This is a genomic window from Oceaniglobus trochenteri, from assembly GCF_020529025.1.
Classification (GTDB): Bacteria; Pseudomonadota; Alphaproteobacteria; order Rhodobacterales; family Rhodobacteraceae; genus Oceaniglobus; species Oceaniglobus trochenteri.
Window position 1 is genome coordinate 27424 of record NZ_JACNMM010000016.1, and the last position, 22796, is coordinate 50219.

Genomic DNA, 22796 nt, shown 5'->3' on the forward strand with positions numbered 1-22796 from the left:
ACCGTCGCTCGAATGGCAAGAATCGCTTTCATCCTGTTGTGCCACAAAGACCCGGAGGCCATCATCCAGCAGGCCCGCCGCCTGACGGCCGTGGGCGATTTCATGGCGATCCACTTTGACGCCCGCGCCAGCCGCGCCGATTTCGACAGGATTCGCGCGGCCCTGCGCGACAACCCCAGGGTGACCTTCGCGCGCAAGCGGATCAAATGCGGCTGGGGCGCCTGGAGCCTTGTGGAAGCCACCCTTCTGGCGGTACGCGCGGCCGTCGATGCCTTTCCGCGGGCCACCCATTTTTACATGGTGTCGGGCGATTGCATGGCGATCAAATCGGCCGAATACGCGCATCAGTATCTGGATCAGGACGATGCGGATTTCATCGAAAGCGTCGATTGTTTCGAAAGCAACTGGATCAAGACCGGCTTCAAGGAAGAGCGGCTGATCTATCGCCATTTCTTCAATGAACGTACGCGGAAATGGCTGTTCTACCGGTCATACGAATTGCAGAAGTGGCTGGGGCTGACACGGGCGGTTCCGGGTGATCTGCAAATGATGATCGGTTCGCAGTGGTGGTGCCTGCGGCGGCGCACGGTCGAATCGGTGCTGGCCTTCTGCCGGTCGCGCCCCGATGTCATGCGGTTCTTCCGCACCACCTGGATTCCGGACGAGACCTTCTTCCAGACCATCGTGCGCCATATCGTACCCGAGGTTGAAATCCGGTCGCGCACGCTGACCTTCCTGATCTTCTCGGACTACGGCATGCCCACGGTGTTCTACAACGACCACTACGATCTGCTGCTGGCCCAGGATTACCTTTTCGCGCGCAAGATCAGCCCCGAGGCCACCGCGCTGAAGACCAAGCTGGGCGCGCTTTACGCGGCAAAGGGCGCGCGTTTCCAGATCAGCCGGGAAGGGCGCAGCCAGCATGCCTTCCTGACCGGGCGGGGCCGCCAGGGGCGCCGCTTTGCCCCCCGGTTCTGGGAAACCGAATCGACCCTGGGGCGCGAGCGCGAGCTGATGATCCTGATCTGCAAGAAATGGCACGTCGCCAAGCGGCTGCTGGACAGGATCGCCGCGACAACGGGCATGCCAGCGGTGGATTTCCTGTTCGACGAGGAGAACGCCCGCCTGCCCGATCTGGGCGGCATCCAGCGCACGCTGGAAAAACGCACGCGCCACCGTCGGGCGCTGATGCGGATGCTGTTCGACTACCACGAAACCGACCGGCTGATCATCTGTCTCGATCCCGACAACATGGACCTGCTGCGCGATTTCCAGACCGACCGTTCGACAACGCGGCTGCTTGAGATCAAGTGCGAGTTCAGCGACGACTATCTTCTGGGGCATGCCCAGAGGGTGGGGCTGGCCGGGGCGGGCACCCCGCAAGAGACGCTGGACACCCTGTTGCCGACGATCCGCGCCGATGTGGCCTATGAAAGCGATATCCTGCGCGATGCGGATTTCGACGATTTCCACCGCATCGAGGAAACCGGAGACACGGGCCGCAACGCGGTTGTGCTGGCGGCCTTCCTGTCGATCACGATGGACAAGGCGCTGGAACTTGCCCAGACTCCGGGGCTGTTCGATGACTGACGACCCCGACAACGGAGCCCGCTATGGCCTATGACTATGACGACCAGAACATCTTTGCCAGGATCCTGCGCGGAGAGATACCGAACTCCACGGTGATGGAGACCGACCACACCCTGGCCTTCCGCGACATCCAGCCCCAGGCGCCCGAACATATCCTGGTGATCCCCAAGGGGCCCTATGTCTGCCACGATCACTTCGCCCTCGCGGCAAGCGAGGCGGAGCTGGTGGATTTCATGCGGGTGAGTGGCCGGATCTGCGCCGAACTGGGCGTGCAACCGGGCGAGGGCGGGGCAGGGTACCGCACGATCAGCAATGCCGGCGGGCACGGCGTTCAGGAGGTGCCCCATTACCACCTGCACATCCTGGCAGGCCGCCCCCTGGGCCGGATGCTCGAACAGGCCTGACCTGGCGGAGTCGCGCAGGGCGCGCCATGCTATTTTTACGGCAGCGCCCGGCGCACCCGCCCCGCGCCGGTTCAGGGGCTTGCGCGGGGTGCGACCGGGTGTTCTTGGCCGTGATAAAGCCATGTGTGCAGCTGGGGCTCCGTTCGGAGTGGCTCTGATGATGTGACCGCCCCCCGACGGCATCGATGTGCCAAGGTGGGTCTGCGATGATCCACAAAGGAGGACGGTCATGTCGGAGATTATCACGGTCGGGCTCGATCTGGCGAAGAATGTGTTTCAGGTCCACGGGGCAGATGGAGCGGGGCAACCTGTTCTGCGCAAGAAGTTGCGGCGAGCGCAGGTTCTGGAGTTTTTCAGTCAGCTGCCGTCCTGCGTTGTAGCGATGGAAGCATGTGGCGGCGCACATTACTGGGGCCGCGAGATCGGTAAGCTGGGCCATGAAGTGCGGCTGATCCCGCCAGCCTACGTGAAGCCCTTCGTTAAGCGCCAGAAGAATGATGCGGCCGATGCCGAGGCGATCTGCGAAGCGGCGCTGCGCCCAACGATGCGCTTCGTGCCAGTGAAGAGTGGCGAGACCCAGGGCGCGGCGATGGTGTTCCGGGTTCGCGAGCTTCTGATCCGTCAGCGCACCCAGGCGATCAATGCGCTGCGCGGTCACCTGGCCGAGTTCGGGCAGGTCGTGCCACAAGGAGCGGCCAACGCCTCGAAGCTGATTGTTATCATCGAAGACCCGGAGAGCGGCTTGCCTGCTGAGGCGACGGCCACCCTGCAAGTTCTGATAGGTACCCTGGCACAGCTCGAGGCGCAAATCAGGAAGCTCGATGCCGAGATCGCCCGCTGCGCCAAGGACAACGAGGTGGCGCGGCGCCTGATGACAGTCCCGGGCATCGGCCCGCTGATCGCTACGGCCATCGCGACCCTCGCGCCTCCGCCCGAAACATTCCGCAAGGGTCGGGATTTTGCGGCCTGGCTCGGTCTTGTCCCGCGGCAGCATTCGACCGGCGGCAAGCAACGGCTCGGAGCGACGACGAAGATGGGGGAGCGGTCGCTTCGCCGTCTGCTGATCATTGGCGCCAACAGCGTTATCATCAAGCGGCACGTCCATCGCGAGGCACAACCCGGCACATGGCTGGGTAATCTGCTGACACGCAAGCCACCGATGCTGGCGCGCGTCGCCCTTGCGAACAAGATGGCGCGCATCGTCTGGGCCTTGATGGCCCGGGGAGGTGTCTATCGATCTCCGGTCGGCGCGGTGTAGAACTAACGTCGGTCGCGAGGACGTCGGAGCGTAAGAGGGCAAGGAGCAGTTTGGCGCTATAGTCGTGAGACGGGATCGGGAGAACCAGTGCGCAACAGAGTGCCATCGAGCACGCGGCTTTGATCTGGATCCGATCTTCGAACACCATACGGGCCCGCGGCATGATTGCGCCGCATACGAGGCCGGATACATGTCAGCACCCGGTGACGCGTCAGCAACAACTCCGAAATTACCTCTTGCGCAAGGGGCGGTTATACATGTTGCGCAAATCGGGTGATGGATTCATCTCGTGAATCCAGCGTGATAGCTGGATGGAATGAGCAGACGAATACCTCCGACTTATAAGATCAAGAACTGGCGGACCCATAACGAAGCGCTGAAGCGCCGTGGCTCGCTGACGATCTGGTTCGATCCCGAGATGACTTGGGAGGCCGAGCCGACCGGCAAGCGGGGCCAACAGCCCATCTATGGCGACGCCGCGATCAAAACCTGCCTGACGATGAAGGTACTGTTGGGCACGGCGCTCAGGCAGACGTATGGCTTCGTGGAAAGTCTCCTGCGATTGAGTGGATCGGACTGGTCGGTGCCGGATTTCAGCACGCTTTCACGCCGCTGGAAATCTTTCGCCGTGAACATTCCTTATCGTGGTTCTGAGGGGCCGCTACATCTGCTGATCCCTCTCGGGCAGCGGACAGCACTGGGATAAAGGTAGAGGGCGAAGGCGAGTGGAGTGAGGAGGATCAGAAAGCAGTCTGGGGGACTGTTTTCCCGACAAACGCGCAAGCACGGTGGCTCGAAACGCCGCGTGTGGCGCAAGGTTCACCTTGGTATCGACGAAAAGACACTGGAAATCCGAGCAGTCGGGTTCACCAGCAGCGACATTGGCGATGCGCCGATGCTGCCAGAACTGCTGGATCAGATCCCGCCCAAGCAGGAGATCGCCAGCGTCACGGCAGATGGCGCCTACGATACGCGCAAGTGCCACGATGCCATCCACTGCCCGGCAGTGCATGTTCATATGCACGAGAGGGGCCGACCGAGATGCCAATGCCGTCGTCCCGCCCGGCAAGAACGCCAAGCCCTGGAAACCCGACACCGCAGGCGCGATTGCCCGCAACGAAGCGCTGCGGGCGTCGAAATACCTGGGCCGGGCGCTTTGGCGGAAATGGAGTGGATACCACCGCCGAAGTCGTGCCGAAACCAAGATGCACTGAATGAAACCGCTGCGGCAAAAGTTGATGGCACGGGACCCTGACCGTCAGGTTGCCGAGCTTCAGCTGCGTGTTGCCCTCATGAACGGATCCCCCTCACAGAGGCCGTGGAACAGGTGTGTCTGGGGCAAGGGGAACCTTGGCCGTCACCCGATTTCCGCAACAGAGTCGCGTGGATCAACACTTTGCCGACATGGACAGGCCGGACCGGGCGCTGTGTCGCCGTTCCCGCGGTGACGAAAGTAGTCGCCCGGAAGCGGCCTGGGAGAACCGCATCCGGTGGGAAGTCATGCCGGAACCTGTCTTGGTTCCCCGACTAGGGATGGTCCCCGTTTGGTGGTGTGAGGGTTCCGTTCAGTGTGGCTTGTTTGAAATCGGTAATAAGTACGCCAATCCTTATGTCCCACGGCCCAGCGGTGGGAAGGGTTACGGGGCCGGCCTGCCACATCCCGTCAGCCAGCAGATGCGCGCTTGTCCTGATCGGGCCGATGCCGTTCTCCGGGTCGTTGAAGGTAAGGCTGACCTCCTTCGGCCGCAAAGGGCCAAAGTCCGTATCAGCAAACGTGAGCGACAGGGAAACGGCGGCCGGTGGAGCGGCGGAAACCTCAAGGTCAGCCATGATCTCTGAGCCGTGCAGGTGCAGATAGATGGGGCCGCTTGCCGTTTCGCTGCCCGGTGGAGGTGTCAGCCGGAAACACATTGCAACCAGCAGAACCAGGGCGCCAAGCATGATTTCCGCCCCGATGCTGCGGCGCAGTCTGATTTGCGCAGTGTCCGGTGACATGGCCATGGCGGGGGTAAGCCGCGTCTTGTTCCAAAGCGCCAGCCCCAACATGCAAGCCACCAGCACCAGTTTCAGCGCAAGGAGTTTCCCCCAGTCCGATGCGATCAGCGCGGATGGTCCTGCGCCACGGATCAGCACCAGACCAATCCCCGATGCCACAAGAACGATCACCGCAGGCAGTGCGACATGCGAGAACCGGCGCAGGGCGGTCAGGCCATCCGGCCTGGAAAGACCGGCCAGCAACGGTGGCAATCCTCCGATCCAGAAAATCAGAGCGGTTGCGTGAAATGCCATCAAGGGCTGACCGATCCAGCGGGCACCCCCGCTGCTGGCGTGGCCGGAAACCGCGAGCGACACAGCCCCGAGTGCGAGCGCCAGGAACGCAACCGGCGTGCGGTTGCGCCAATGGCACCCTGCAACCAGGGCCGCTATCCCCCCGAGAAGAAGCCCCCAGCCACGCGGCGTAGTGACAGCCGCCAGCCAGGGGGACAGCGACAGCAGATCCCGTGACCCCCGCCCCAGCAAGTCAAGCCCGTATGCCCCAAGGGCAATCAGCGCCAGCGGCATTGCGGCCAGCGCTGCACCCTGACCACGGCGGGCAGCACCGGGGGACAGGGGGGCAACGACGGCTGCGTAAAGGGTCGCTCCGAGTGCGAGAATCATGCTCATGATGGCGAGGAACCGCGCGATGATGGCGGGCACGGCAGAGCTTGGAGTGTCGGGCGGTGCCATGCCCGTCGCCTCGCCCAGTGAAAACACGAGGGCCCCGCCGATGGGATGCCCGTCAGCCGAGACGACCCGCCAGTTCAGCACATAGGTTCCGCGCCCGGAGGCAGGCGGCGCAGACAGCGACAATCCGTCAGGACCTGCCGTCGCCGTTGCATCACGGCGCGTTCCGTCTGGCAAGAGCCAGTCCGTCGCAAGGGCGCCGACAGGTTCGCTGAACCGAAGGATCACTTCGGTCGGCAAATCGTCAAGCAAGGCATTTGCTGGCGGGGTGCTGCCCTGAAATTCGGCGTGAGCAAAGGCGGACAACGGGGCCGCCGCCAGCAGAAGAAACATGAATATCGGGCAAAGAACCCTTGGTAGATTTTTCATCGCGATACCCATCAGTCGCCTCATTCCTGTTGTTCGGAAATGCGCCCTGCCGGATGTTGCACCAGATCCGGCAGGGGGTGGGGCCGCCCGAAGGGGGCGCCCCTGTTCGCCTTGCGGGGCTAGTGGCCGCCGTGGCCCGGTTCGGTGATCTTGATGCCCGGTGCCGGGTCTTCGAGATCGTGGGGGTCCTGCCCTTCGGCGGGGATTTCAATCCAGCGCTCGGCACCGTTTGCACATTCCTGAACGACGGGGAAATAGACGGTTGTGCCTGCCGCAAGGCGATCGGTCAGTTTGCCGCGGAAGGCGAACTGGTCGAAATAGGCATCCGGCAGTTCACCCGTCCAGATCAGCTCCTTGACGCCTTCGGTCAGTTGCGTGCCGTAGTAGTCATAGGATTGCTCATAGGCGCCGGTGACAACCTCAAGTGTCCAACCGGCTTTCGGAACCGGTTTGACGGCAATCACGCCTTCGGGAATCTGCACACGCACTTTCAGCGTCGGCTCTCCGGCGCAGCCATGGCCGATGCCGATCTTGCCCAGATAGGTGGAACCCTGCTGGGCCTGCGGGGTTTCGAAGCTGGAATGCGCGAATGCCGCCGAAGTCGACAGAGCAAGCGCGGTCAGCGTGGTGAGGGTGGTCTTCATGGTTTTCTCCAATGGACAGATGATTGACAAGGCGGCCGGGCTGCCCACCCGACCTTTCACCGCCGCCGGGTGACGGGATGAATTTCGAGGTTCAGGAACAAGGCGAAGGGGCAGGCACGGACCGGCCGCAGGCACGGCGAAGTCGGTCGTCTGGCCTTATGAAACGTGCAGTACGGTCAGAACGGCATCGCGGAGGATGCCCCCTGAAAGCCGATCACGGTGGGCCCCTGCGCCCCGGAATATGTCAGGAAAACAGTGGGGGTGCGCGCGGTTGGTGTGGCGTGGCATCCGACACAAGGGCGTGGCGCCGATCGACAAGCACGGTCCGGAACATGCCGAACTCGGCCGGAGTGGCGAGCGTGACGAGCCATGCCTGCACCAGCACAAGCGACAAGGTGATGGCAAGACAACCCGAGGTCTCGGACGGGGCATGGTCTGCAGGCTGCTCATCAAGCGTGCGGCCGTCTTCAGTCAACCAGACCTCGGTGGGGCCTTCCGGTGTGCAAAGCACCACCGCCATGCCATCATCGCCCGCAACCCGCATGAAGCCTTGCGCAACAGTGCCCGAGAGGACGAGAGACACCAGAAGAAGGGTTCTGAGCACAATGCCGAGGCCCGGCAGGCGCAACCCGCCGCCCGTTCGACCCGCAAGAGAATGCGGAAGTTTTGCGCTACAGTCTGGCACGTTCGGTGTTCTCCACGGCGCAATCGGTAACGGCAGGGTCGGGTTTTATCAATAGCGAGAATGACCGCTCGCCCTTGCAACCCCGCATTTGCAAAGCAGGAAATGCGGTGCGGCAGATTGACCCCGGCGCACAAATGGCCTTGAGAGGATCAAAACCCCCCGGTTTCGCAAGGCTGCGCGTCCCCCCATTCAACGCCCGACGTGCGGCTCAGACCTTGCTGTCGGCGTCAGCCCGCGCCGGTGATGCGTCGGGTTCGCCCAGCCTCTCCATACCCTCAAGCATCGCGATCGCATGCGCGGCGTATGGCCCGATCCAGCGCTTCTGAACGTCATGGATCGGAAGGGCATCGAGATGGTTCCAGCGTTCGCGGCCGCGCCGTTCGACAACCACCAGCCCGGCCTTCTCCAGAACCGCGAGGTGCTGCATCACCGTGCAGCGGTCAAGTGCCGTCAGGGCCGCGCACAAGGCGCCCGTCGTTTGCGGGCCGTCCTTGATCAGGTCCAGGATTCGCCGCCGCACCCGGTGGCCGAGCGCCTTGAACAGGACGTCATATGCATCTTCCGTTGACATGTTGTCGTTTTATAACATGATTGAAGGGAAAGCAAAGAGGAGTCGCATCATGGAACTGAAATTCACCGTGGCGGGGCGCATATCCAGACCGGTCGACGAGGTGTTCGAAGCCGTGGTTTCACCTGACCGCCTTTCAAAATATTTCACCACCGGCGGGGCGCGGGGGCGGCTGGAAACCGGGGCCGAGGTCACCTGGGACTTTCACGATTTTCCCGGCGCCTTCCCTGTCATGGTGCAGGAGGTCGTCCCGAACGAAAGGATCGTGCTGCAATGGGAGGCGGATCATGCAACCGCCACCTGGACGACCGTGACCATGGAGTTCAGCCCGCTGGACGACAACCGCACCCTGGTTCGCATCAGCGAATTCGGCTGGCCCGAAACACAGGCCGGGCTGACCTCCTCTTTCGGGAATTGCGAAGGCTGGACGGGGATGCTCTGCGCCATGAAGGCCTGGCTGGAGCATGGGATCAACCTGCGGGACGGATTTTACAAATAGCCCGGGTGGGCAAGAAGGAGTGACATGACATGGAAGCCGGAAAGAACATCGCCATCAAGGTGCCGCTGCATCGCTGGGAGGAAACGGTGGCCTTCTATCGCGACAAGGTGGGGCTGCCGGTCGCCCGAGAGCTGGAGAACAGCACCGGGTTTGCCTTCGGCAGCCTGACCCTCTGGATCGACCGCGTTGCGCATCAAAGCCAGGTGGATGTGTGGATCGAACTGTTCGACGACGACCCCGACGCCGCGCTGAGACGCCTTGGCAGCCCCTGCCGCGACGAGTTGGAGCCCCTGACCGACGTGACCGGCCACTGGACATCGGACCCGGCGGGAACGGTGATCCTGTTGCGGAAAGAGAAGATGGGATGAGGGCGTAACAAAACCTTAACCGAACCTTCGTTTTCCCAACACGTTGGGCTCGCAGAGAGAGGGGCAGATTCTCAACCACAGGACAGAATATGACCCTTCCCGTCATCGGTGCGGCGCTTGGAACCGCAGACCTTGAAACCTATCGCGACTGGATCCTCGAAAAGCAACGCGACCTCGAACTTCAGTCCTTCCATGCTCCGGATGTGCTGGGTGGCGACTGGCAGCCCGAAGCAGACCGGATCAAAGCGCTTCTGGATGGCTATACCGGGCGGCTGGGCATCCATGGGCCCTTCTGGGGGTTCACCATCCATTCCATCGACCCCGAGGTCCGCGCGGTCGCAACCAGGCGCATCAACCAGGGGCTTGATGTCTGCCAGGCGGTCGGGGCCACGCAGATGGTGATTCATTCGCCCTATTCCGCCTGGGATTACAACAACTTCGACAACCTGGAACATGCCCGCGAGATGGTAATCCGCAACACCCACGCGACGCTTGCGGGGGCCGTGAAGCGGGCCGAGGATCAGGGCGTCACGCTGGTCATCGAGAATATCGAGGACATCGCCCCCCAAGACCGGCGGGTGCTGGTCGAGAGTTTCGACTCTCACGCGCTGCGCCTTTCGATCGACACGGGCCACGCCCATTACGCCAATGGCACCAATGGTGCCCCGCCGGTCGATTACTATGTCCGCGCCGCGGCGGGGCTTCTGGATCATGTCCACCTGCAAGACGCCGATGGCTATGCCGACCGGCACTGGGCGATCGGCGAAGGCACGATCTGTTGGCACGCGGTCTTCCGCGCCCTCGCCAGGCTGGACGAAAAGCCCCGCCTGATAATGGAATTGCGCGACAAGGCCGGCATACCGGCGTCGATGGATTTCCTGACGCGCGAGGGGTTGGGCCAATGACACTGAAAATCGTCGTTCTGAGCGACCTGCACATCGTGCGCGAAGGGGAACTGACCCATACGCTGGATACTGCCGACCGGCTGGCGCGCGGCGTGGCGGCCATCAATGCGCGCCATGGGGATGCGGATTTCTGCGTTCTGGCGGGGGATCTGGCCGACCTGGGCGAAGCCGAGGCCTATGTCCGGCTGAAATCGATCCTCTCGGCGCTTGCGGTGCCCTGCCATATCACCCTGGGCAACCACGACAACCGGCCTGTCTTCCTGGACATCTTCGGCAAGGATCACGAGGCCGAGACAGGCTGTATCGACAAGGTCATCGATCACAAGGGGTATCGGACGATCCTGCTGGATTCCTCCGAGCCGGGCATCCATCCGGGGGTGCTGACCGACGCGCAGTACGACTGGTTGGAGGACCGGCTGCTGGAGGCGGCGGACAAGCCCGTCATCGTGATCCTGCACCATCACGCCAACCCGCTATTCACCCGGGTCGACCGGATCATTCTGCGCGACGGGGCGCGGTTGGCCAATATGCTGGCGGCCCATGGCGATGTTCGGCAAGTGATTGCGGGGCATGTTCACTACAATTCCACGGCGCTGTGGCGGGGCATTCCCTTTACCACGATGTCGGGGAACCACTACAACGTCACCCCCAACCTCGACGACGGCCCGATCGAGGAGCTGGACGGTCCGGCGCAGATGGCGGTGATCCTGGCCGATGCCGACCAGACACTGGTGCATTTCGACAGCTATATCGACAGCAGCGGCGTGATCGTCACACGCTGACGAAAAAGGGCGGCCTGCGGGCCGCCCTTTTTTTGGAACGTCGGAGTTTCCGACGACAATCGGCCCGTCGGGGCCCGGTTCAGAGTGTCGGGTCCAGCCGGTCGCGCAGCCAATCTCCGGCCAGCGAGATCGCCAGGGTCGTCAGCACGATCACCACCGCCGGCGACAGCATGATCCAGGGCGCAGTGGTCAGGTATTCGCGGCCGAAACCCACCATGTTGCCAAGGCTGGTATCCGGCGGCTGCACCCCGAGGCCAAGAAACGAAAGGCTGGATTCCATGAGGATGATCTCGGGGAAGGTCAGCGTCATGGAAACGATCAGGGTCGAGGCGACATTGGGCAGGATGTGGCGCAGATAGACCCGCGCGGGTTTCGCCCCAAGCTGCACCACCGCCGCCGCATAGCCCTGCGCGCTTGCCGAAATGGCAAGCCCCCGGGTGATGCGGGCATAACGCTCCCAGCCGTAAAAGCCCATCAGGCAGACCAGCAACAGCATCGAAGAGCCGAAGAAGGCCAGCACCGCCAGCGACATGATGAGAAAGGGCAGCGCGGCCTGAAAATCGGCCAGCATCACCACCACATGTTCAACCACTCCGCGGAACTTGGCCGCCATGAAGCCCAGCAGCGTGCCGAAGAAGGCCGAAATCAGCGTGGCCCCGAAGGCGATTACCAGCGAGGAGCGGACCGACTGGATCAGTCGGGACAGCACGTCGCGGCCCAACTCGTCCGTTCCCAGCCAGTGGCTCGGCGTCCCCGGCGCGGCCAGCCTTGTGCCAAGGTTCATCTGGGTGATCGGATAGGGCCGCAGCACATCCACGAAGAGCGCGCAGAGCACCATTGCCAGCAGCCAGAACAGTGACAGTTGCACCGTCAGGGGCATCCGCGCCTTGCGGCGTTCGGCAGGGAGGGGGGGATTGAGGTTTGTGACAGCCATGTCCGTTTCCTTAGTGTGCCGGGGCGGTCTGGCGCAGGCGCGGGTCAAGCCAGCCGTAGAGAAGATCGACCGTCAGGTTCGATACCACCATGACGGCTGCGACCAGCAGCAGGATGCACTGCACCACCGCCAGATCGCGGTTGGTGACCGACACGATCAGCAGTCGCCCCATGCCGGGCCAGCTGAAGATCGTCTCGACGATGATGGCTCCGGCGATCAGTGACCCCACCATGAAGCCGACGATGGTGACAATCGGCACCGCTGCATTCGGCAGCGCATGGTTGCGGACGACATCGCCCCAGCTGACCCCCTTGGCCGATGCCGTGCGGATATAGGGCTGGCCCATCACCTCGATCATCGCCGAGCGTGAGAAGCGGGCCAGAACGCCGATGCCCCCGATGCTCATGGTCAGCACGGGCAGGATCGCGTGTTGCCAGCTGCTGGCCCCGCCCGATGGCAGGATGCCCAGGGTGACCGCGAAGATCAGCACCAGCAGCAGGCCCAGCACGAAGGAGGGGACGGTGAAACCGACGATCGCCGTGACGATCACCCCCCGATCCGCCAGCGTGCCGCGTTTCAGCGCCGCATAGATGCCCGCCGGGATGCCGAAGGCCAATTGCAGGATCAGGGCGGGGATCGTCAGTTGCAGCGTGGCGGGAATGCGCTGCATCACCAGGTCGATGGCCGGTGAACGGTCGCGCATGGACAGGCCGAAGTCGCCGTGCAGCATGGCGCGGAGATAGGACAGGTACTGTTGCCAGATCGGATCATCCAGCCCCCAGCGGTCGCGGAAATCCTGCACCACGTTCTGTGGTACATCCGGGCCCAGCAGCACCTGCGCCGGATCGCCCGACATCCGCAGGACCACGAAGGCAAAAGTCATCACCGACAAGACCGTCAGTCCTGCCCGGAAAAGGCGGGAGGTTACGAAACGTATCACATGAGGCTCCAGTTCAGGCCGGTTCGGTCAGGGCGGCGGGGGCGACGAGATGGCAGGCTGCGCTGCGCGCGCCGCCCACGGCCCGGGTCTCGGGAATGGCACGGCGGCAGCTGTCTTCGGCCATGGGGCAGCGGGGATGAAAGGCACAGCCGGGCGGACGGTTGCCGGGGTCGGGCGGCTCTCCCTGGAGGATGATGCGGCTGTTGGCTGCGCGGCCGGGTTGGGGCACCGACGAAATCAGGGCCTGCGTATAGGGGTGGCGGGGATCGGCGAACACCGCCTCGGCGGGGCCTTCCTCGACGATGCGCCCCAGGTACATGACCGCGACACGATCGCAGAGATTGCGCACCACCTTCAGGTCGTGGCTGATGAAGACCATGCCAAGGCCCCGATCGCGCTGCAGGTCGGCCAGAAGGTTCACCACCTGCGCCTGAATGGAAACGTCAAGCGCCGAAACCGGTTCGTCACAGACCAGCAACTCGGGTTCGGTCATCAGCGCCCGCGCGATGACCACGCGCTGGCGCTGGCCACCCGAAAGCTCGTGGGGGAATTTCCCGGCCTGGTCGGGGCGCAGGCCGACCGACTGCATCACCTCGCTGATGCGCGCGCTGCGGCTTTCCCCATCCCCGAGGTGGTGGATGTCCAGCGGTTCGCGCAACTGATGTGCGACACTCAGCCGCCGGTCCAGCGCGGCCAGCGGGTCTTGATAGACCATCTGGATGCGCGCCCGCAGGGCGCGCCAGCCCGGGGTGCCGAAGGCTGGCATGGGGGCGCCGTCGATGTGGACGGTACCCTTCTGTGCCGCGTCGATACCCAGCAGCACCCGACCCAGCGTCGACTTGCCCGAGCCGCTTTCGCCGACGATGCCCAGAGTCTCGCCACGTTTCACCCGAAGGCTGACGCCATCAACCGCCCGCACCCGGGCAGGGCGCCCCAAAAGGCCGCGGCGGGCCGTATAGACACGCACAAGACCGCGGGCATCAAGAAGCTGGCTCATTGGTATTCTTCCTGCCGATGGACGATGTCCTGCGTGATCGGCACCGGAAAGGCGCAGGCCAGCTGCCGCCCTTCCGGCTGGGGCAGCAACTCGGGTCTGTGCTGACTGCAAAAGGCGCGCGCCCGGTTGCAGCGCGGCGCAAAGGCGCAGCCCGGCGGCAGTTCGCGCGGGTCCGGCACGGTGCCGGGGATCGGGACCAACCGCCGCAGCGGGCCGCTGAGCGTGGGAATCGCGTCGAACAGCCCCCGGGTATAGGGGTGGCGCGGGGTCTCGAAAAGCTGACCGACATGGCCTTCTTCGATGATCTTCCCCGCATACATCACGCAGACCCGCTCACAGACCTGCGCCACCGCCGCAAGGTCATGGCTGATGAAGACTGTCGCCATCGACATTTCCCGGCGCAGGGTGACAAGCAGATCAAGGATCTGCGCCTGTATCGTGGCATCAAGCGCCGTGGTCGGTTCGTCCGCGATCAAAAGGTCGGGTTCGCCCGCCAGCGCCATGGCGATCATCAACCGCTGGGCCTGCCCGCCGGAAAATTCGTGGGTGTAAAGGCTGAAGCGGTTGCGCGCATCTGGGATGCCGACAAGATCCATAAGCCGCAGCGCCTCGGCCCTGGCGGCGGCCCCGGTCAGGCCACGGTGCAGGCGCAGGGCTTCGATGATCTGCTGGCCGACACGGATCACAGGGTTCAGCGCGCTGGATGGGTCCTGGAAGATCATCGCGATCCGTCCCCCCCGCACGCGTTCCAGTGTCCGGCGCGGCGCGGTGGCCAGATCCTGCCCCTGCAGGCGGACCGAACCGCTGACCGTTGCCTTTCCGGGCAGCAGGCCAAGGGCGGCCAGCCATGTCACCGACTTGCCGCAGCCGCTTTCCCCGACAAGGCCCAGGGCCTCGCCCGGCGCCACGTCAAGGTCGATGCCATGCAGTACCGGAACGCCGTCGAAGGCAACCCGCAGGTTCCTGATCTCAACCAGATTGTCCATGTTGAACGGTCCTTGGAAAAACGCGAAAAAGGCGCGCCCCCGGAACCGGGAGCGCGCCAGCAGGGGGTCAGGATTGGCCGGGCCAGTTCGAGGCGCGGAAATCCATGGCAAAGGCGGGGGCTGCCTTCCAGTTCAGGCTTGACCGCATGCCCGTGAAGACGGCGTTCTGATGCAGGATGTTATAGGCCGGGTCCTCGCGCTCGGCGATCGTCAACATCCGTGCGATGGCCTGCTTGCGTCTGGCGTGGTCGGTCGACGTTTCCATCACCTGGCAAAGATCGTTGAACTCGGCATTGGTCCATTCGCGGTTCTGCTGGGCCGAGCCATTGGGCCCGAACTGCACCACCATCGGCGAGATCGGATCGTTGATCGTGTTGGAGGCCGACCAGTCGCGCACCCCGCGCGGGGTATCCTGTGCAAGGATCTGGCCCCAGTTCTCTTTCATCTCGATCTCGACGTTGAGACCGACCTGGTTCCACATCTCGGTCAGGATCTGTCCGTTGGGCACCTGATTGATGTAGTAGTTGTTCAGCAGGCGGAAGGGGATCGGATCGCCCTTGTAGCCGGCGTCCTTCAGCATCTGGCGCGCCAGTTCTGGGTCGTACTCGGGGGCGGCCCAGCCTTCGATGAACATGTCCGAGGTGCGGAAGCTTTCGAACTGAAGACCGGCGGGCACTTCGGTCTGATTGGCCCAAAGCGCCTCGACGATGGTCTTGCGGTCGATCGCATGGGTCATGGCGCGGCGCACCAGCGGGTTCTGAAGTTGTTCATGGTCCTGCGTGAAGACGTTCACGCGGTGGTTCCAGATGGTGGAGTTCTGCACTTCCAGACCCGGCGCGTTCATCACCGTTCCCAACTGGTCGGGCGGCAGGTCGCAGGCGAAGTCATATTCGCCGGACAGAAGGCCGTTCACGCGGCTTGCAACTTCCGGCACTTCCACGAAGGTGATCGTTTCCAGGGGCGGGCGGCCACCCCAGTAATCATCATGGGCCCGCAGCGTCAGCGACACGTCGGGCTGAAAATCCTCGACGTAGTAGGGGCCGGTGGTGACCGGCTTCTTCGCCCAGTCATCGTAGGACGATGCTTCGTCCCAGGCCCGGCGGTTGGCAACGATGCTGCCGCCGGCGTAGAGGCGCCCTTCCATCGTCACATCCGGCGTCGCGTTGTGGAAGCGCACAGTATACTTGTCGACGGCCTCGACCCCGGCCAGCGAGGGCCACTTGCGGCGCGCGATGCCCGGCAGGGCGGCGGGAATATCCTTGCCCGTCGTGCGCGTATAGTTCTCGGCATAGATGGTCTTGCCGCCCGCCGGCTGCGTCTCGCCGAAAAGCCGTTCGGGGGAAAGCGAAAAGACCACATCCTCGGCTGTCATCTCGTCGCCGTTGTGGAATTTCACGCCCTTGCGCAGCTTCAGTTCGACGGTCTTTTCATCCAGCCGCTTCCATTCGGTCGCCAGGCCCGGCACCGGGCCCTGGTTGCCCATCCAGTCGCGCAGCAGCAGCCCTTCCCAGAGGTTCGGGAAAAGCGCCCGCTCGCCGACATTCGACTGTTCGTTCCACGGGTCGAGCGTGTTGTTGATCACGACTTGCTGTACCGCAATCCTGATCGAGGGACGGTTTTGCTGGGCGCGCAGATGGCTCGGCAGGAAAAGCCCGGAGGCGGTCGCCCCCATCAGGCCCATGACGTGACGTCGGTTCATATTCATCGTGAAGCTCTCCGGTCGGTTCGCTTTTGCGAGGCAAATGTTGATCAGCGGGCGGCGCATCGGCCCGCCCGGCGTGTCTTCGTAGACCGCAGAACCGCTACAGCTATGTGATGCTCGGATGACATCTGCATGAAACGCCGTCCCCCTCCGGCGGCCTTTGCCGCGCCTGGGCTGAAAAGGGGGTGCTGCGCGAAACAGATGGGGTTCCTTTGCGCCCCGGCTGTGTCAGACCCCGCCCCAAAGAAAGAGGAGGCGGGCGCACGCGGGGTGTGGCCTTGCCCGGGCGGGGGCGATAGGTATCATGACGCCTGACCCGACCGATTTGAAAAGAGACAGATGATGAACAGCCAAGCGCCTGAAACCGAAATCGTTCACAGCCGCCGTGTCGCCTGCGATGGCGGCGAAGGGGCGCTGGGACATCCGCGTGTCTGGTTGCAGATCCCGGTCGATACCGGTTGGGTCGAATGCGGCTATTGCGACAAGCGCTATGTGCTGGAAGGCGACGGAGACGACCATTAAGAGGGCGCCGTCCGGCCGAGGCCGGGCGCCAGCGGGACCCGTGCCCGCCTGAAAGGCGGGGATGGGGATGTGAATTGGCGCCTCTGGCGCCTCCTTTGGATCGGGTGCGGTCCGGGGCAGGAGGAATGATATGGGCGACACGTTCGGCAAAGGCCATCACCTGAGCCTGGTGGATGGCTCGGCCTTCATATTCCGGGCTTATCACGCGCTGCCGCCGCTGACGCGCAAGTCCGACGGCTTGCCCGTGGGGGCGGTCAGCGGTTTCGTCAACATGCTGTGGAAGATGATCGAGGACAATCGCGGCCCCGATGCCCCGACCCATGCTGCCGTCGTCTTCGACAAGGGCAGCCACACCTTCCGCAACGAGATGTACGATCTCTACAAGGCCAACCGCGATGAGATGCCCCAGGATCTGCGCCCGCAGATTCCGCTGACCCGCGATGCCACCCGCGCCTTCAACATCGCCTGTCTGGAACAGGAGGGGTTCGAGGCCGACGACATCATCGCCACGCTGGCCTGTCGTGCCCGCGAGGCGGGGGGGCGCGTGACCATCATCAGTTCCGACAAGGACCTGATGCAGCTGGTGGGCGGCGGTGTGGAAATGTTCGACGCCATGAAGAACGCCCGCATCGATGCCGAGGGCGTTCATGCCAAGTTCGGGGTCGGCCCTGACCGCGTGGTCGACGTGCAGGCCCTGGCCGGGGATTCGGTGGACAACGTGCCCGGCGCGCCGGGAATCGGGATCAAGACCGCAGCCCTGCTGATCAACGAGTTCGGCGATCTGGACACGCTGCTGGAGCGGGCGGGCGAGATCAAGCAGCCCAAGCGCCGCCAGACCCTGATCGACCATGCCGACCAGATCCGCCTGTCGCGCCGGCTGGTGCAACTGGATTGCGACATGGAGCTGGATTACAGCCTCGAATCGCTTGAGGTGAAGCCGCCGGTTGCCGACGATCTGCTGGGCTTTCTGGCCGAGATGGAGTTCCGCACCGTCACCAAGCGGGTGGCCGAGGCGCTGGGCACCAAGGCCCCGACCATTGACGACACGCCCCCCGCCCCCGAGGATGCGCCGACACCCGATGCCGTGCCCTTCGACGCCGATGCCTACGAGCATGTGAGGGATGCCGAGGCCCTGAAGGCCTGGATCGCCCGGGCCCATGCGCGGGGCTGGGTGGCCGTCGATACCGAAACCACGGCGCTTGATGAAATGCGCGCCGATCTGGTGGGCATATCCCTGGCGGTCGAACCGGGGCAGGCCTGCTATATCCCGCTGACCCACCGCGCCGAGGCGACGGACGACCTTTTCGGCAGCGAGGACCTGGCCGAGGGACAGATGGACCCGGACGAGGCGCTGGTCCTTCTGAAGCCGCTTCTGGAAGACCCGGCGGTGATGAAGATCGGCCAGAACATGAAATACGACGCCAAGATCTTCGCGCGGCACGGCATTTCCATCGCGCCGATCGACGACACAATGCTGATGTCCTATGCCATGCATGCCGGGTTGCACAATCACGGCATGGACGGGCTGGCCGACCGTTATCTCGGGCACACGCCCATTGCCATCAAGTCGCTTCTGGGCACGGGCAAGTCGGCAAAGACCTTCGACCGGGTGCCACTGCCGGATGCGGTGAAATACGCGGCCGAGGATGCCGATATCACCCTGCGCCTCTGGCAGTTGTTCAAGCCGCAATTGCACCGCGCGCGGGTGACGACGGTCTATGAAACCCTTGAACGGCCGCTGGTGCCGGTCCTCGCGCAGATGGAGATGCACGGGATCGAGGTGAGCCGCGACACGCTCTCGCGCATGTCCAACGCCTTTGCCCAGAAGATGGCGGGGCTCGAGGCCGAGATTCACGAACTGGCCGGGCGCAGCTTCAACGTCGGTTCCCCCAAGCAGCTGGGCGAAATCCTGTTCGACGAGATGGGCCTTGAGGGTGGCAAGAAGGGCAAAACCGGCGCCTATGCCACCGGCGCCGACGTGCTGGAGGACCTGGCGACAGAGCATGACCTGCCGGGCCGGGTTCTGGACTGGCGCCAGCTTTCCAAGCTGAAGTCGACCTATACCGACGCGCTTCAGGAACACATCAACCCCGATACGGGGCGGGTGCATACGTCTTACTCCATCGCCGGCGCGAACACCGGGCGGCTGGCCTCGACGGATCCGAACCTGCAGAATATCCCCGTGCGTTCCGAGGAGGGCAGGCGGATCCGCGAGGCCTTTGTCGCGCCTGAGGGCAAGCGGCTGGTGTCACTGGATTATTCCCAGATCGAATTGCGCATTCTGGCCCATGTCGCCGGGATCGACGCGCTGAAGCAGGCCTTCCGCGACGGGCAGGATATTCACGCCATGACGGCGGCGGAAATGTTCGGCGTGCCGCTCGAGGGGATGGACCCCATGGTGCGCCGTCAGGCCAAGGCGATCAACTTTGGCGTGATCTACGGGATTTCGGGCTTTGGCCTTGCGCGCAATCTGCGGATTCCGCGTGCGGAGGCTCAGGGCTTCATCGACCGTTATTTCGAGCGTTTCCCCGGCATCCGCGATTACATGGACGAAACCATCGCCTTCGCCAAGGAGCACGGATATGTCCAGACGCTGTTCGGGCGCAAGATCAACACGCCCGAAATCAACGCCCGCGGCCCCGGTGCCGGTTTCGCCAAGCGGGCGGCCATCAACGCGCCGATCCAGGGCAGCGCGGCCGATGTGATCCGGCGGGCCATGGTGCGGATGCCACAGGCCATCGCGGGGCTGCCCGCAAAGATGCTGTTGCAGGTGCACGACGAACTTCTGTTCGAGGTCGAGGAGGGTGCGGTTGACGATCTGATCGCCGCCGCCCGTGATGTGATGGAGGGGGCGGCGGCCCCGGCGGTGCATCTGGACGTTTCCCTGAGCGTGGAGGCCGGGCAGGGCGCCAATTGGGCCGAGGCCCACTGAGGCCAGTACCCGGGGCAGGATTGCCCCGGCACGCCGCCCACCCGCTCGCCCCGGCGCGCCGGGGCAATCCTGATAAACCGGTGGCCGGCCGCTTAGCCCCGGGTGAAGCGGAAGGTTGTCACCTGGTGATAGGTTGCACCGGGGGACAGGGTGATGGAGGGAAACCCGGCATGGTTCGGGGCATCGGGCCAGGCCTGGGGTTCGATGGCGATTCCGCAGTGGCGCCCGTAGGAATGGCCGTGAAGCGAGGGCGTATCGCCGGTGTCGATGGTGCCGGCGCCGAAGATCTGCACGCCGGGTTCGGTGGTGGAAATCTCCATCGTCACGCCGCCGCTCCCCGTCAGGGCCAGAACCGGCGTCAGCCCGCGCCGGGCGGGGGCGAGGCAGAAGTTGTGATCGAGTTCGGGAATATCGCCGGGGGCGATGCGACGGGCCTCGCGGAAATCGAAGGGGTGGTCGTCCAGCGGAACAAGATCGCCCGTGGGCAAGATCACCTCGGGGTCGACGGCCAGCACGTTGTCGGCATCAAGGCGCAGGCTGTGGTCGGCCCAGGTTTCGGTGCCGTCAAGATTCCAGTACCCGTGATGGGCAATGTTCATCAGGGTTTCACGATCGCTTGTCGCCATGATGTCGAGGTGCAGCGTGTCGCCCTTCAGCCGATAGGTGACCGACAGGTGGCGGTTGCCGGGAAAGCCGCCGCGCCCATCGGCAAGGTCCAGCGTCAGGGTCACGAAATCGGGCCCGTGATCGCCCAGCGTCCAGACGTCATGCTGGCTGCTGGTGGGGCCGCTGTGCAGGGTCACGCCCTTGATATCCTGCGAGAAGTGGCAGGTTTCACCGTCGATGACCGCCTGTGCGCCGCCGATGCGGTTGGCGACCGGCGCAATGACCGAGCCGAAATGCGGGAACTTTCCGTCATACGAGGCAAGGTCGGGAAACCCCAGGGTCAGGTTATGCGCGACATCCTTCAGGCGCAGCGATTGCAGCACCGCGCCATGGGTCAGGACGGTGGCGCGCAGGGTGCCGTTGTCCAGCGTGATCGCCTGCACCTCGCGGCCGTCGCGCCGGGTGCCGAAGGGTTTTACATTGTCTGCCATGTGACACCTGCCGCCTTGTGAGTGAGCCCCCGGAACGTGATGTCCTCGGGCGAATAGTTGAACCAGAACCGGTGGGTCGTGGTGTCGCGGATGCGAAGCCCTTCGGGAAGGGCGATGGTTTCGATCCCCACGGCGGCGCAGGCCCCGGCGATGATCCGGTCAAAGGCCGCCTCGTCTGGCCAGCCGGCCAGATAGTGCAGCTTGCCGGCACTGGCGATGGCGGGCCGTCCGTCGGCGGTGGTTTCGCTGACGGCGGCGCTGTCCAGATGTTCGAACCAGTGGGCGAAGGCGCCGCCTTGTTCCAACGGTACGGTGGTGCCGGGCGGCAGGCTTTCGACCAGGGAAACCACGGCATCAAGGCCGGGCAGGTTGGGGGGCAGGGGCACCGGGATGGCCATTTCCGGGGTCTTGGCATTGCTGCGCGGGCCGATCAGGGCGGTGCCCTTGAACCGGGCCAGTTGATCGAGCAGGGATTGCGGCAGGGTGGCGATGCCGGGTGCAAGGATCAGGTCATAGCCCAGGATATCGCCCGTGGCGTTCACCACGTCCACCGACAGCCCGGCGCGGCGCAACGCGCGGTAGGTGGCGAAGGTCAGACGGAAGTAATCGAAATCGGCGCCCTGGGGTTGCGTTTCCCATGCCCAGGCCGAGGCATAGTCGAACACCAGCGCCACGCGCGCCGTGGCGGTGCCGGTCTCGGGGAAATCGGCCAGTTCCCTGGCCACCTGTGCGGCTTCGGCAAGGGCGGGGGCATCGGCGCTGTCGGGGCGCAGAAGGCCGGCGTGCTGCTGTTCCTGTGCGAAGGAGGCCTGGCGCCAGCGGAAGTAACACACCGCCTCGGCCCCGTGGGCGAAGGCCTCGTGCGCCCAGAGGCGGGCCATGCCGGGCAGGGGGGCGGGGTTGTAGGGCGCCCAGTTCACCGGGCCGGGCTGTTGCTCCATCACCCACCATCTGCCCCGGCCAACGGCGCGGTAGATGTCATGGTGAAAGGCCTGCATGTCCGGATCGCCCTGGCGCAGGAAATGCGCCTTGTGATCGGCGCTTGCCTCGATCCGGTCAGAGAGGAACCCGATGGGATAGGAATCCCAGCTGGCGATATCCAGATCGGCGCCCACGGCGAAATGATCAAAGGCGAGTTCGCGGCCCATGTAGTTGTGGATCAGCGGGCGGTCGGTGTGCTTGCGCAGCACATCGGCCTGTAGCTTGTTGAAGCTGACCACCTGATCGCTGCTGAACCGGCGAAAGGCCAGGACATGGGCCGGGTTCGGTTCGGTCACGGTGAGGTTGGGCAGGTCGATATCGTCGATCTCGTCGTATTCCATCGACCAGAAGACGTTGCCCCAGGCGCGGTTCAGGGCGTCGGCGGATTGGTAACGCTGGGCGCACCAGTCGCGGAAGGCATCGCGCGCCGCGCTGGAATAGCTGACCGTGGTGTCGTGGCAGCCATATTCGTTGTCGATCTGCCAGGCGTGGATATGGGGATTCTTGCCATAGCGTTCGCCCAGAAGGGTGACGATGCGATAGCATTCATCGCGGTAACCCCGGTGCGAAAAGCAGTAATGGCGACGCGAGCCGAACTTGCGCGGCTTCCCGGCGGCATCGACGGCCAGCATGTCGGGGTGCTTGTCCAGCACCCAGTGGGGCGGCGTGGCTGTGGGGGTGCCGAGTATCACCTTCAGCCCCGCCGCGCCCAGAACGTCGATGGCACGGTCCAGCCAGCCGAAATCGAACGCGCCGGGGCGCGGCTCGATCCGGCTCCAGGCGAATTCACCGATGCGAACCCAGGTCAGGCCCGCGGCCACCATGCGTGCGGCATCTTCGGGCCATTGGTCTTCGGGCCAGTGTTCGGGGTAATAGCAAACACCGGTTGTTCGGGGGGGCATGGCCGTT

Annotated in this window: 20 protein-coding genes and 1 pseudogene; 10 read left to right on the forward strand and 11 right to left on the reverse strand. The window is 64.1% G+C overall.

Annotated features, from left to right (window positions below):
• Positions 1–12: 12 nt before the first annotated feature.
• The 4 genes and pseudogenes from H7828_RS20225 to H7828_RS20240 form a co-directional block, all read left to right on the forward strand.
• Positions 13–1590 (forward strand): DUF5928 domain-containing protein, encoded by a 1578-nt coding sequence (locus H7828_RS20225; protein ID WP_226782884.1) that lies wholly within the window; start codon positions 13–15, stop codon positions 1588–1590.
• Positions 1591–1613: 23 nt separating this feature from the next.
• Entirely contained in the window at positions 1614–1994 is a 381-nt protein-coding gene (locus H7828_RS20230) for an HIT domain-containing protein (protein WP_226782885.1), read from the forward strand.
• Positions 1995–2223: 229 nt separating this feature from the next.
• The gene (locus H7828_RS20235; protein WP_226782886.1) at positions 2224–3252 is read left to right on the forward strand and encodes an IS110 family RNA-guided transposase; all 1029 of its coding nucleotides are present in this window, start codon (positions 2224–2226) and stop codon (positions 3250–3252) included.
• A 316-nt stretch (positions 3253–3568) separates the two neighbouring features.
• Positions 3569–4553 (forward strand): annotated as a pseudogene (locus H7828_RS20240) (IS5 family transposase); the annotation flags it as partial.
• 226 nt (positions 4554–4779) lie between these two features.
• Here the strand turns inward: H7828_RS20240 and H7828_RS20245 are convergent.
• The 4 genes from H7828_RS20245 to H7828_RS20260 all read right to left on the reverse strand — a co-directional run bounded on the left by H7828_RS20245 (position 4780) and on the right by H7828_RS20260 (position 8245).
• Positions 4780–6357 (reverse strand): copper resistance CopC/CopD family protein, encoded by a 1578-nt coding sequence (locus tag H7828_RS20245; protein WP_226782887.1) that lies wholly within the window; start codon positions 6355–6357, stop codon positions 4780–4782.
• Between the two features lie 107 nt (positions 6358–6464).
• The gene (locus H7828_RS20250) at positions 6465–6989 is read right to left on the reverse strand and encodes a YcnI family copper-binding membrane protein (protein WP_226782888.1); all 525 of its coding nucleotides are present in this window, start codon (positions 6987–6989) and stop codon (positions 6465–6467) included.
• A gap of 244 nt (positions 6990–7233) precedes the next feature.
• Positions 7234–7617, reverse strand: coding sequence for a DUF2946 family protein (locus H7828_RS20255; protein WP_226782889.1), 384 nt, complete (start codon positions 7615–7617; stop codon positions 7234–7236).
• Positions 7618–7882: 265 nt separating this feature from the next.
• Positions 7883–8245, reverse strand: coding sequence for an ArsR/SmtB family transcription factor (locus tag H7828_RS20260; protein ID WP_226782890.1), 363 nt, complete (start codon positions 8243–8245; stop codon positions 7883–7885).
• A 49-nt stretch (positions 8246–8294) separates the two neighbouring features.
• Here H7828_RS20260 and H7828_RS20265 point away from each other — a divergent pair, with 49 nt between their 5' ends.
• The 4 genes from H7828_RS20265 (at position 8295) to H7828_RS20280 (ending at position 10796) form a co-directional block, all read left to right on the forward strand.
• Positions 8295–8741 (forward strand): SRPBCC family protein, encoded by a 447-nt coding sequence (locus tag H7828_RS20265; RefSeq protein ID WP_226782891.1) that lies wholly within the window; start codon positions 8295–8297, stop codon positions 8739–8741.
• Between the two features lie 29 nt (positions 8742–8770).
• On the forward strand, positions 8771–9109 hold the full coding sequence (locus tag H7828_RS20270; protein WP_226782892.1) for a VOC family protein: 339 nt from the start codon (positions 8771–8773) through the stop codon (positions 9107–9109).
• Between the two features lie 89 nt (positions 9110–9198).
• Positions 9199–10014, forward strand: a complete 816-nt coding sequence (locus H7828_RS20275; protein WP_226782893.1) for a sugar phosphate isomerase/epimerase family protein — start codon at positions 9199–9201, stop codon at positions 10012–10014.
• Positions 10011–10796 (forward strand): phosphodiesterase, encoded by a 786-nt coding sequence (locus H7828_RS20280; RefSeq protein WP_226782894.1) that lies wholly within the window; start codon positions 10011–10013, stop codon positions 10794–10796. The genes H7828_RS20275 and H7828_RS20280 overlap by 4 nt, the downstream gene beginning before the upstream one ends.
• Before the next feature lie 79 nt (positions 10797–10875).
• Here the strand turns inward: H7828_RS20280 and H7828_RS20285 are convergent, their stop codons facing one another.
• The 5 genes from H7828_RS20285 to H7828_RS20305 all read right to left on the reverse strand — a co-directional run bounded on the left by H7828_RS20285 (position 10876) and on the right by H7828_RS20305 (position 16358).
• Positions 10876–11730 carry an ABC transporter permease gene (locus tag H7828_RS20285; RefSeq protein WP_226782895.1) on the reverse strand — a complete coding sequence of 285 codons (855 nt, stop codon included), beginning with the start codon at positions 11728–11730 and terminating at the stop codon, positions 10876–10878.
• A gap of 10 nt (positions 11731–11740) precedes the next feature.
• Complete coding sequence (locus tag H7828_RS20290) at positions 11741–12670, reverse strand: ABC transporter permease (protein WP_226782896.1); 930 nt, start codon at positions 12668–12670, stop codon at positions 11741–11743.
• A 13-nt stretch (positions 12671–12683) separates the two neighbouring features.
• On the reverse strand, positions 12684–13667 hold the full coding sequence (locus H7828_RS20295) for an ABC transporter ATP-binding protein (protein ID WP_226782897.1): 984 nt from the start codon (positions 13665–13667) through the stop codon (positions 12684–12686).
• On the reverse strand, positions 13664–14653 hold the full coding sequence (locus H7828_RS20300; RefSeq protein ID WP_226782898.1) for an ABC transporter ATP-binding protein: 990 nt from the start codon (positions 14651–14653) through the stop codon (positions 13664–13666). The genes H7828_RS20295 and H7828_RS20300 overlap by 4 nt, the downstream gene beginning before the upstream one ends.
• A 67-nt stretch (positions 14654–14720) precedes the next feature.
• Positions 14721–16358 carry an ABC transporter substrate-binding protein gene (locus tag H7828_RS20305; protein ID WP_226782899.1) on the reverse strand — a complete coding sequence of 546 codons (1638 nt, stop codon included), beginning with the start codon at positions 16356–16358 and terminating at the stop codon, positions 14721–14723.
• Positions 16359–16697: 339 nt separating this feature from the next.
• Between H7828_RS20305 and H7828_RS20310 the strand changes: the two genes are divergently transcribed.
• Both H7828_RS20310 and polA read left to right on the forward strand, forming a co-directional pair.
• Positions 16698–16877 (forward strand): zinc-finger domain-containing protein, encoded by a 180-nt coding sequence (locus H7828_RS20310; RefSeq protein WP_226782900.1) that lies wholly within the window; start codon positions 16698–16700, stop codon positions 16875–16877.
• A gap of 130 nt (positions 16878–17007) precedes the next feature.
• Positions 17008–19809, forward strand: coding sequence for a DNA polymerase I (polA, locus tag H7828_RS20315; protein WP_226782901.1), 2802 nt, complete (start codon positions 17008–17010; stop codon positions 19807–19809).
• Between the two features lie 92 nt (positions 19810–19901).
• Here polA and H7828_RS20320 read toward each other — a convergent pair whose 3' ends face one another.
• Both H7828_RS20320 and H7828_RS20325 read right to left on the reverse strand, forming a co-directional pair.
• The gene (locus tag H7828_RS20320) at positions 19902–20906 is read right to left on the reverse strand and encodes an aldose epimerase family protein (RefSeq protein WP_226782902.1); all 1005 of its coding nucleotides are present in this window, start codon (positions 20904–20906) and stop codon (positions 19902–19904) included.
• Positions 20891–22789, reverse strand: coding sequence for a beta-galactosidase (locus tag H7828_RS20325; RefSeq protein WP_226782903.1), 1899 nt, complete (start codon positions 22787–22789; stop codon positions 20891–20893). Before H7828_RS20325 ends, H7828_RS20320 begins: the two co-directional genes overlap by 16 nt.
• Between the last annotated feature and the right edge of the window lie 7 nt (positions 22790–22796).

Coding starts and splice junctions, on each gene's coding strand:
- H7828_RS20225 (WP_226782884.1), top strand. CDS start 13: ATGGCAAGAATCGCTTTCATCCTGTTGTGCCACAAAGACCCGGAGGCC.
- H7828_RS20230 (WP_226782885.1), top strand. CDS start 1,614: ATGGCCTATGACTATGACGACCAGAACATCTTTGCCAGGATCCTGCGC.
- H7828_RS20235 (WP_226782886.1), top strand. CDS start 2,224: ATGTCGGAGATTATCACGGTCGGGCTCGATCTGGCGAAGAATGTGTTT.
- H7828_RS20245 (WP_226782887.1), bottom strand. CDS start 6,357: ATGGGTATCGCGATGAAAAATCTACCAAGGGTTCTTTGCCCGATATTC.
- H7828_RS20250 (WP_226782888.1), bottom strand. CDS start 6,989: ATGAAGACCACCCTCACCACGCTGACCGCGCTTGCTCTGTCGACTTCG.
- H7828_RS20260 (WP_226782890.1), bottom strand. CDS start 8,245: ATGTCAACGGAAGATGCATATGACGTCCTGTTCAAGGCGCTCGGCCAC.
- H7828_RS20265 (WP_226782891.1), top strand. CDS start 8,295: ATGGAACTGAAATTCACCGTGGCGGGGCGCATATCCAGACCGGTCGAC.
- H7828_RS20270 (WP_226782892.1), top strand. CDS start 8,771: ATGGAAGCCGGAAAGAACATCGCCATCAAGGTGCCGCTGCATCGCTGG.
- H7828_RS20275 (WP_226782893.1), top strand. CDS start 9,199: ATGACCCTTCCCGTCATCGGTGCGGCGCTTGGAACCGCAGACCTTGAA.
- H7828_RS20280 (WP_226782894.1), top strand. CDS start 10,011: ATGACACTGAAAATCGTCGTTCTGAGCGACCTGCACATCGTGCGCGAA.
- H7828_RS20285 (WP_226782895.1), bottom strand. CDS start 11,730: ATGGCTGTCACAAACCTCAATCCCCCCCTCCCTGCCGAACGCCGCAAG.
- H7828_RS20295 (WP_226782897.1), bottom strand. CDS start 13,667: ATGAGCCAGCTTCTTGATGCCCGCGGTCTTGTGCGTGTCTATACGGCC.
- H7828_RS20300 (WP_226782898.1), bottom strand. CDS start 14,653: ATGGACAATCTGGTTGAGATCAGGAACCTGCGGGTTGCCTTCGACGGC.
- H7828_RS20305 (WP_226782899.1), bottom strand. CDS start 16,358: ATGAATATGAACCGACGTCACGTCATGGGCCTGATGGGGGCGACCGCC.
- H7828_RS20310 (WP_226782900.1), top strand. CDS start 16,698: ATGAACAGCCAAGCGCCTGAAACCGAAATCGTTCACAGCCGCCGTGTC.
- polA (WP_226782901.1), top strand. CDS start 17,008: ATGGGCGACACGTTCGGCAAAGGCCATCACCTGAGCCTGGTGGATGGC.
- H7828_RS20320 (WP_226782902.1), bottom strand. CDS start 20,906: ATGGCAGACAATGTAAAACCCTTCGGCACCCGGCGCGACGGCCGCGAG.
- H7828_RS20325 (WP_226782903.1), bottom strand. CDS start 22,789: ATGCCCCCCCGAACAACCGGTGTTTGCTATTACCCCGAACACTGGCCC.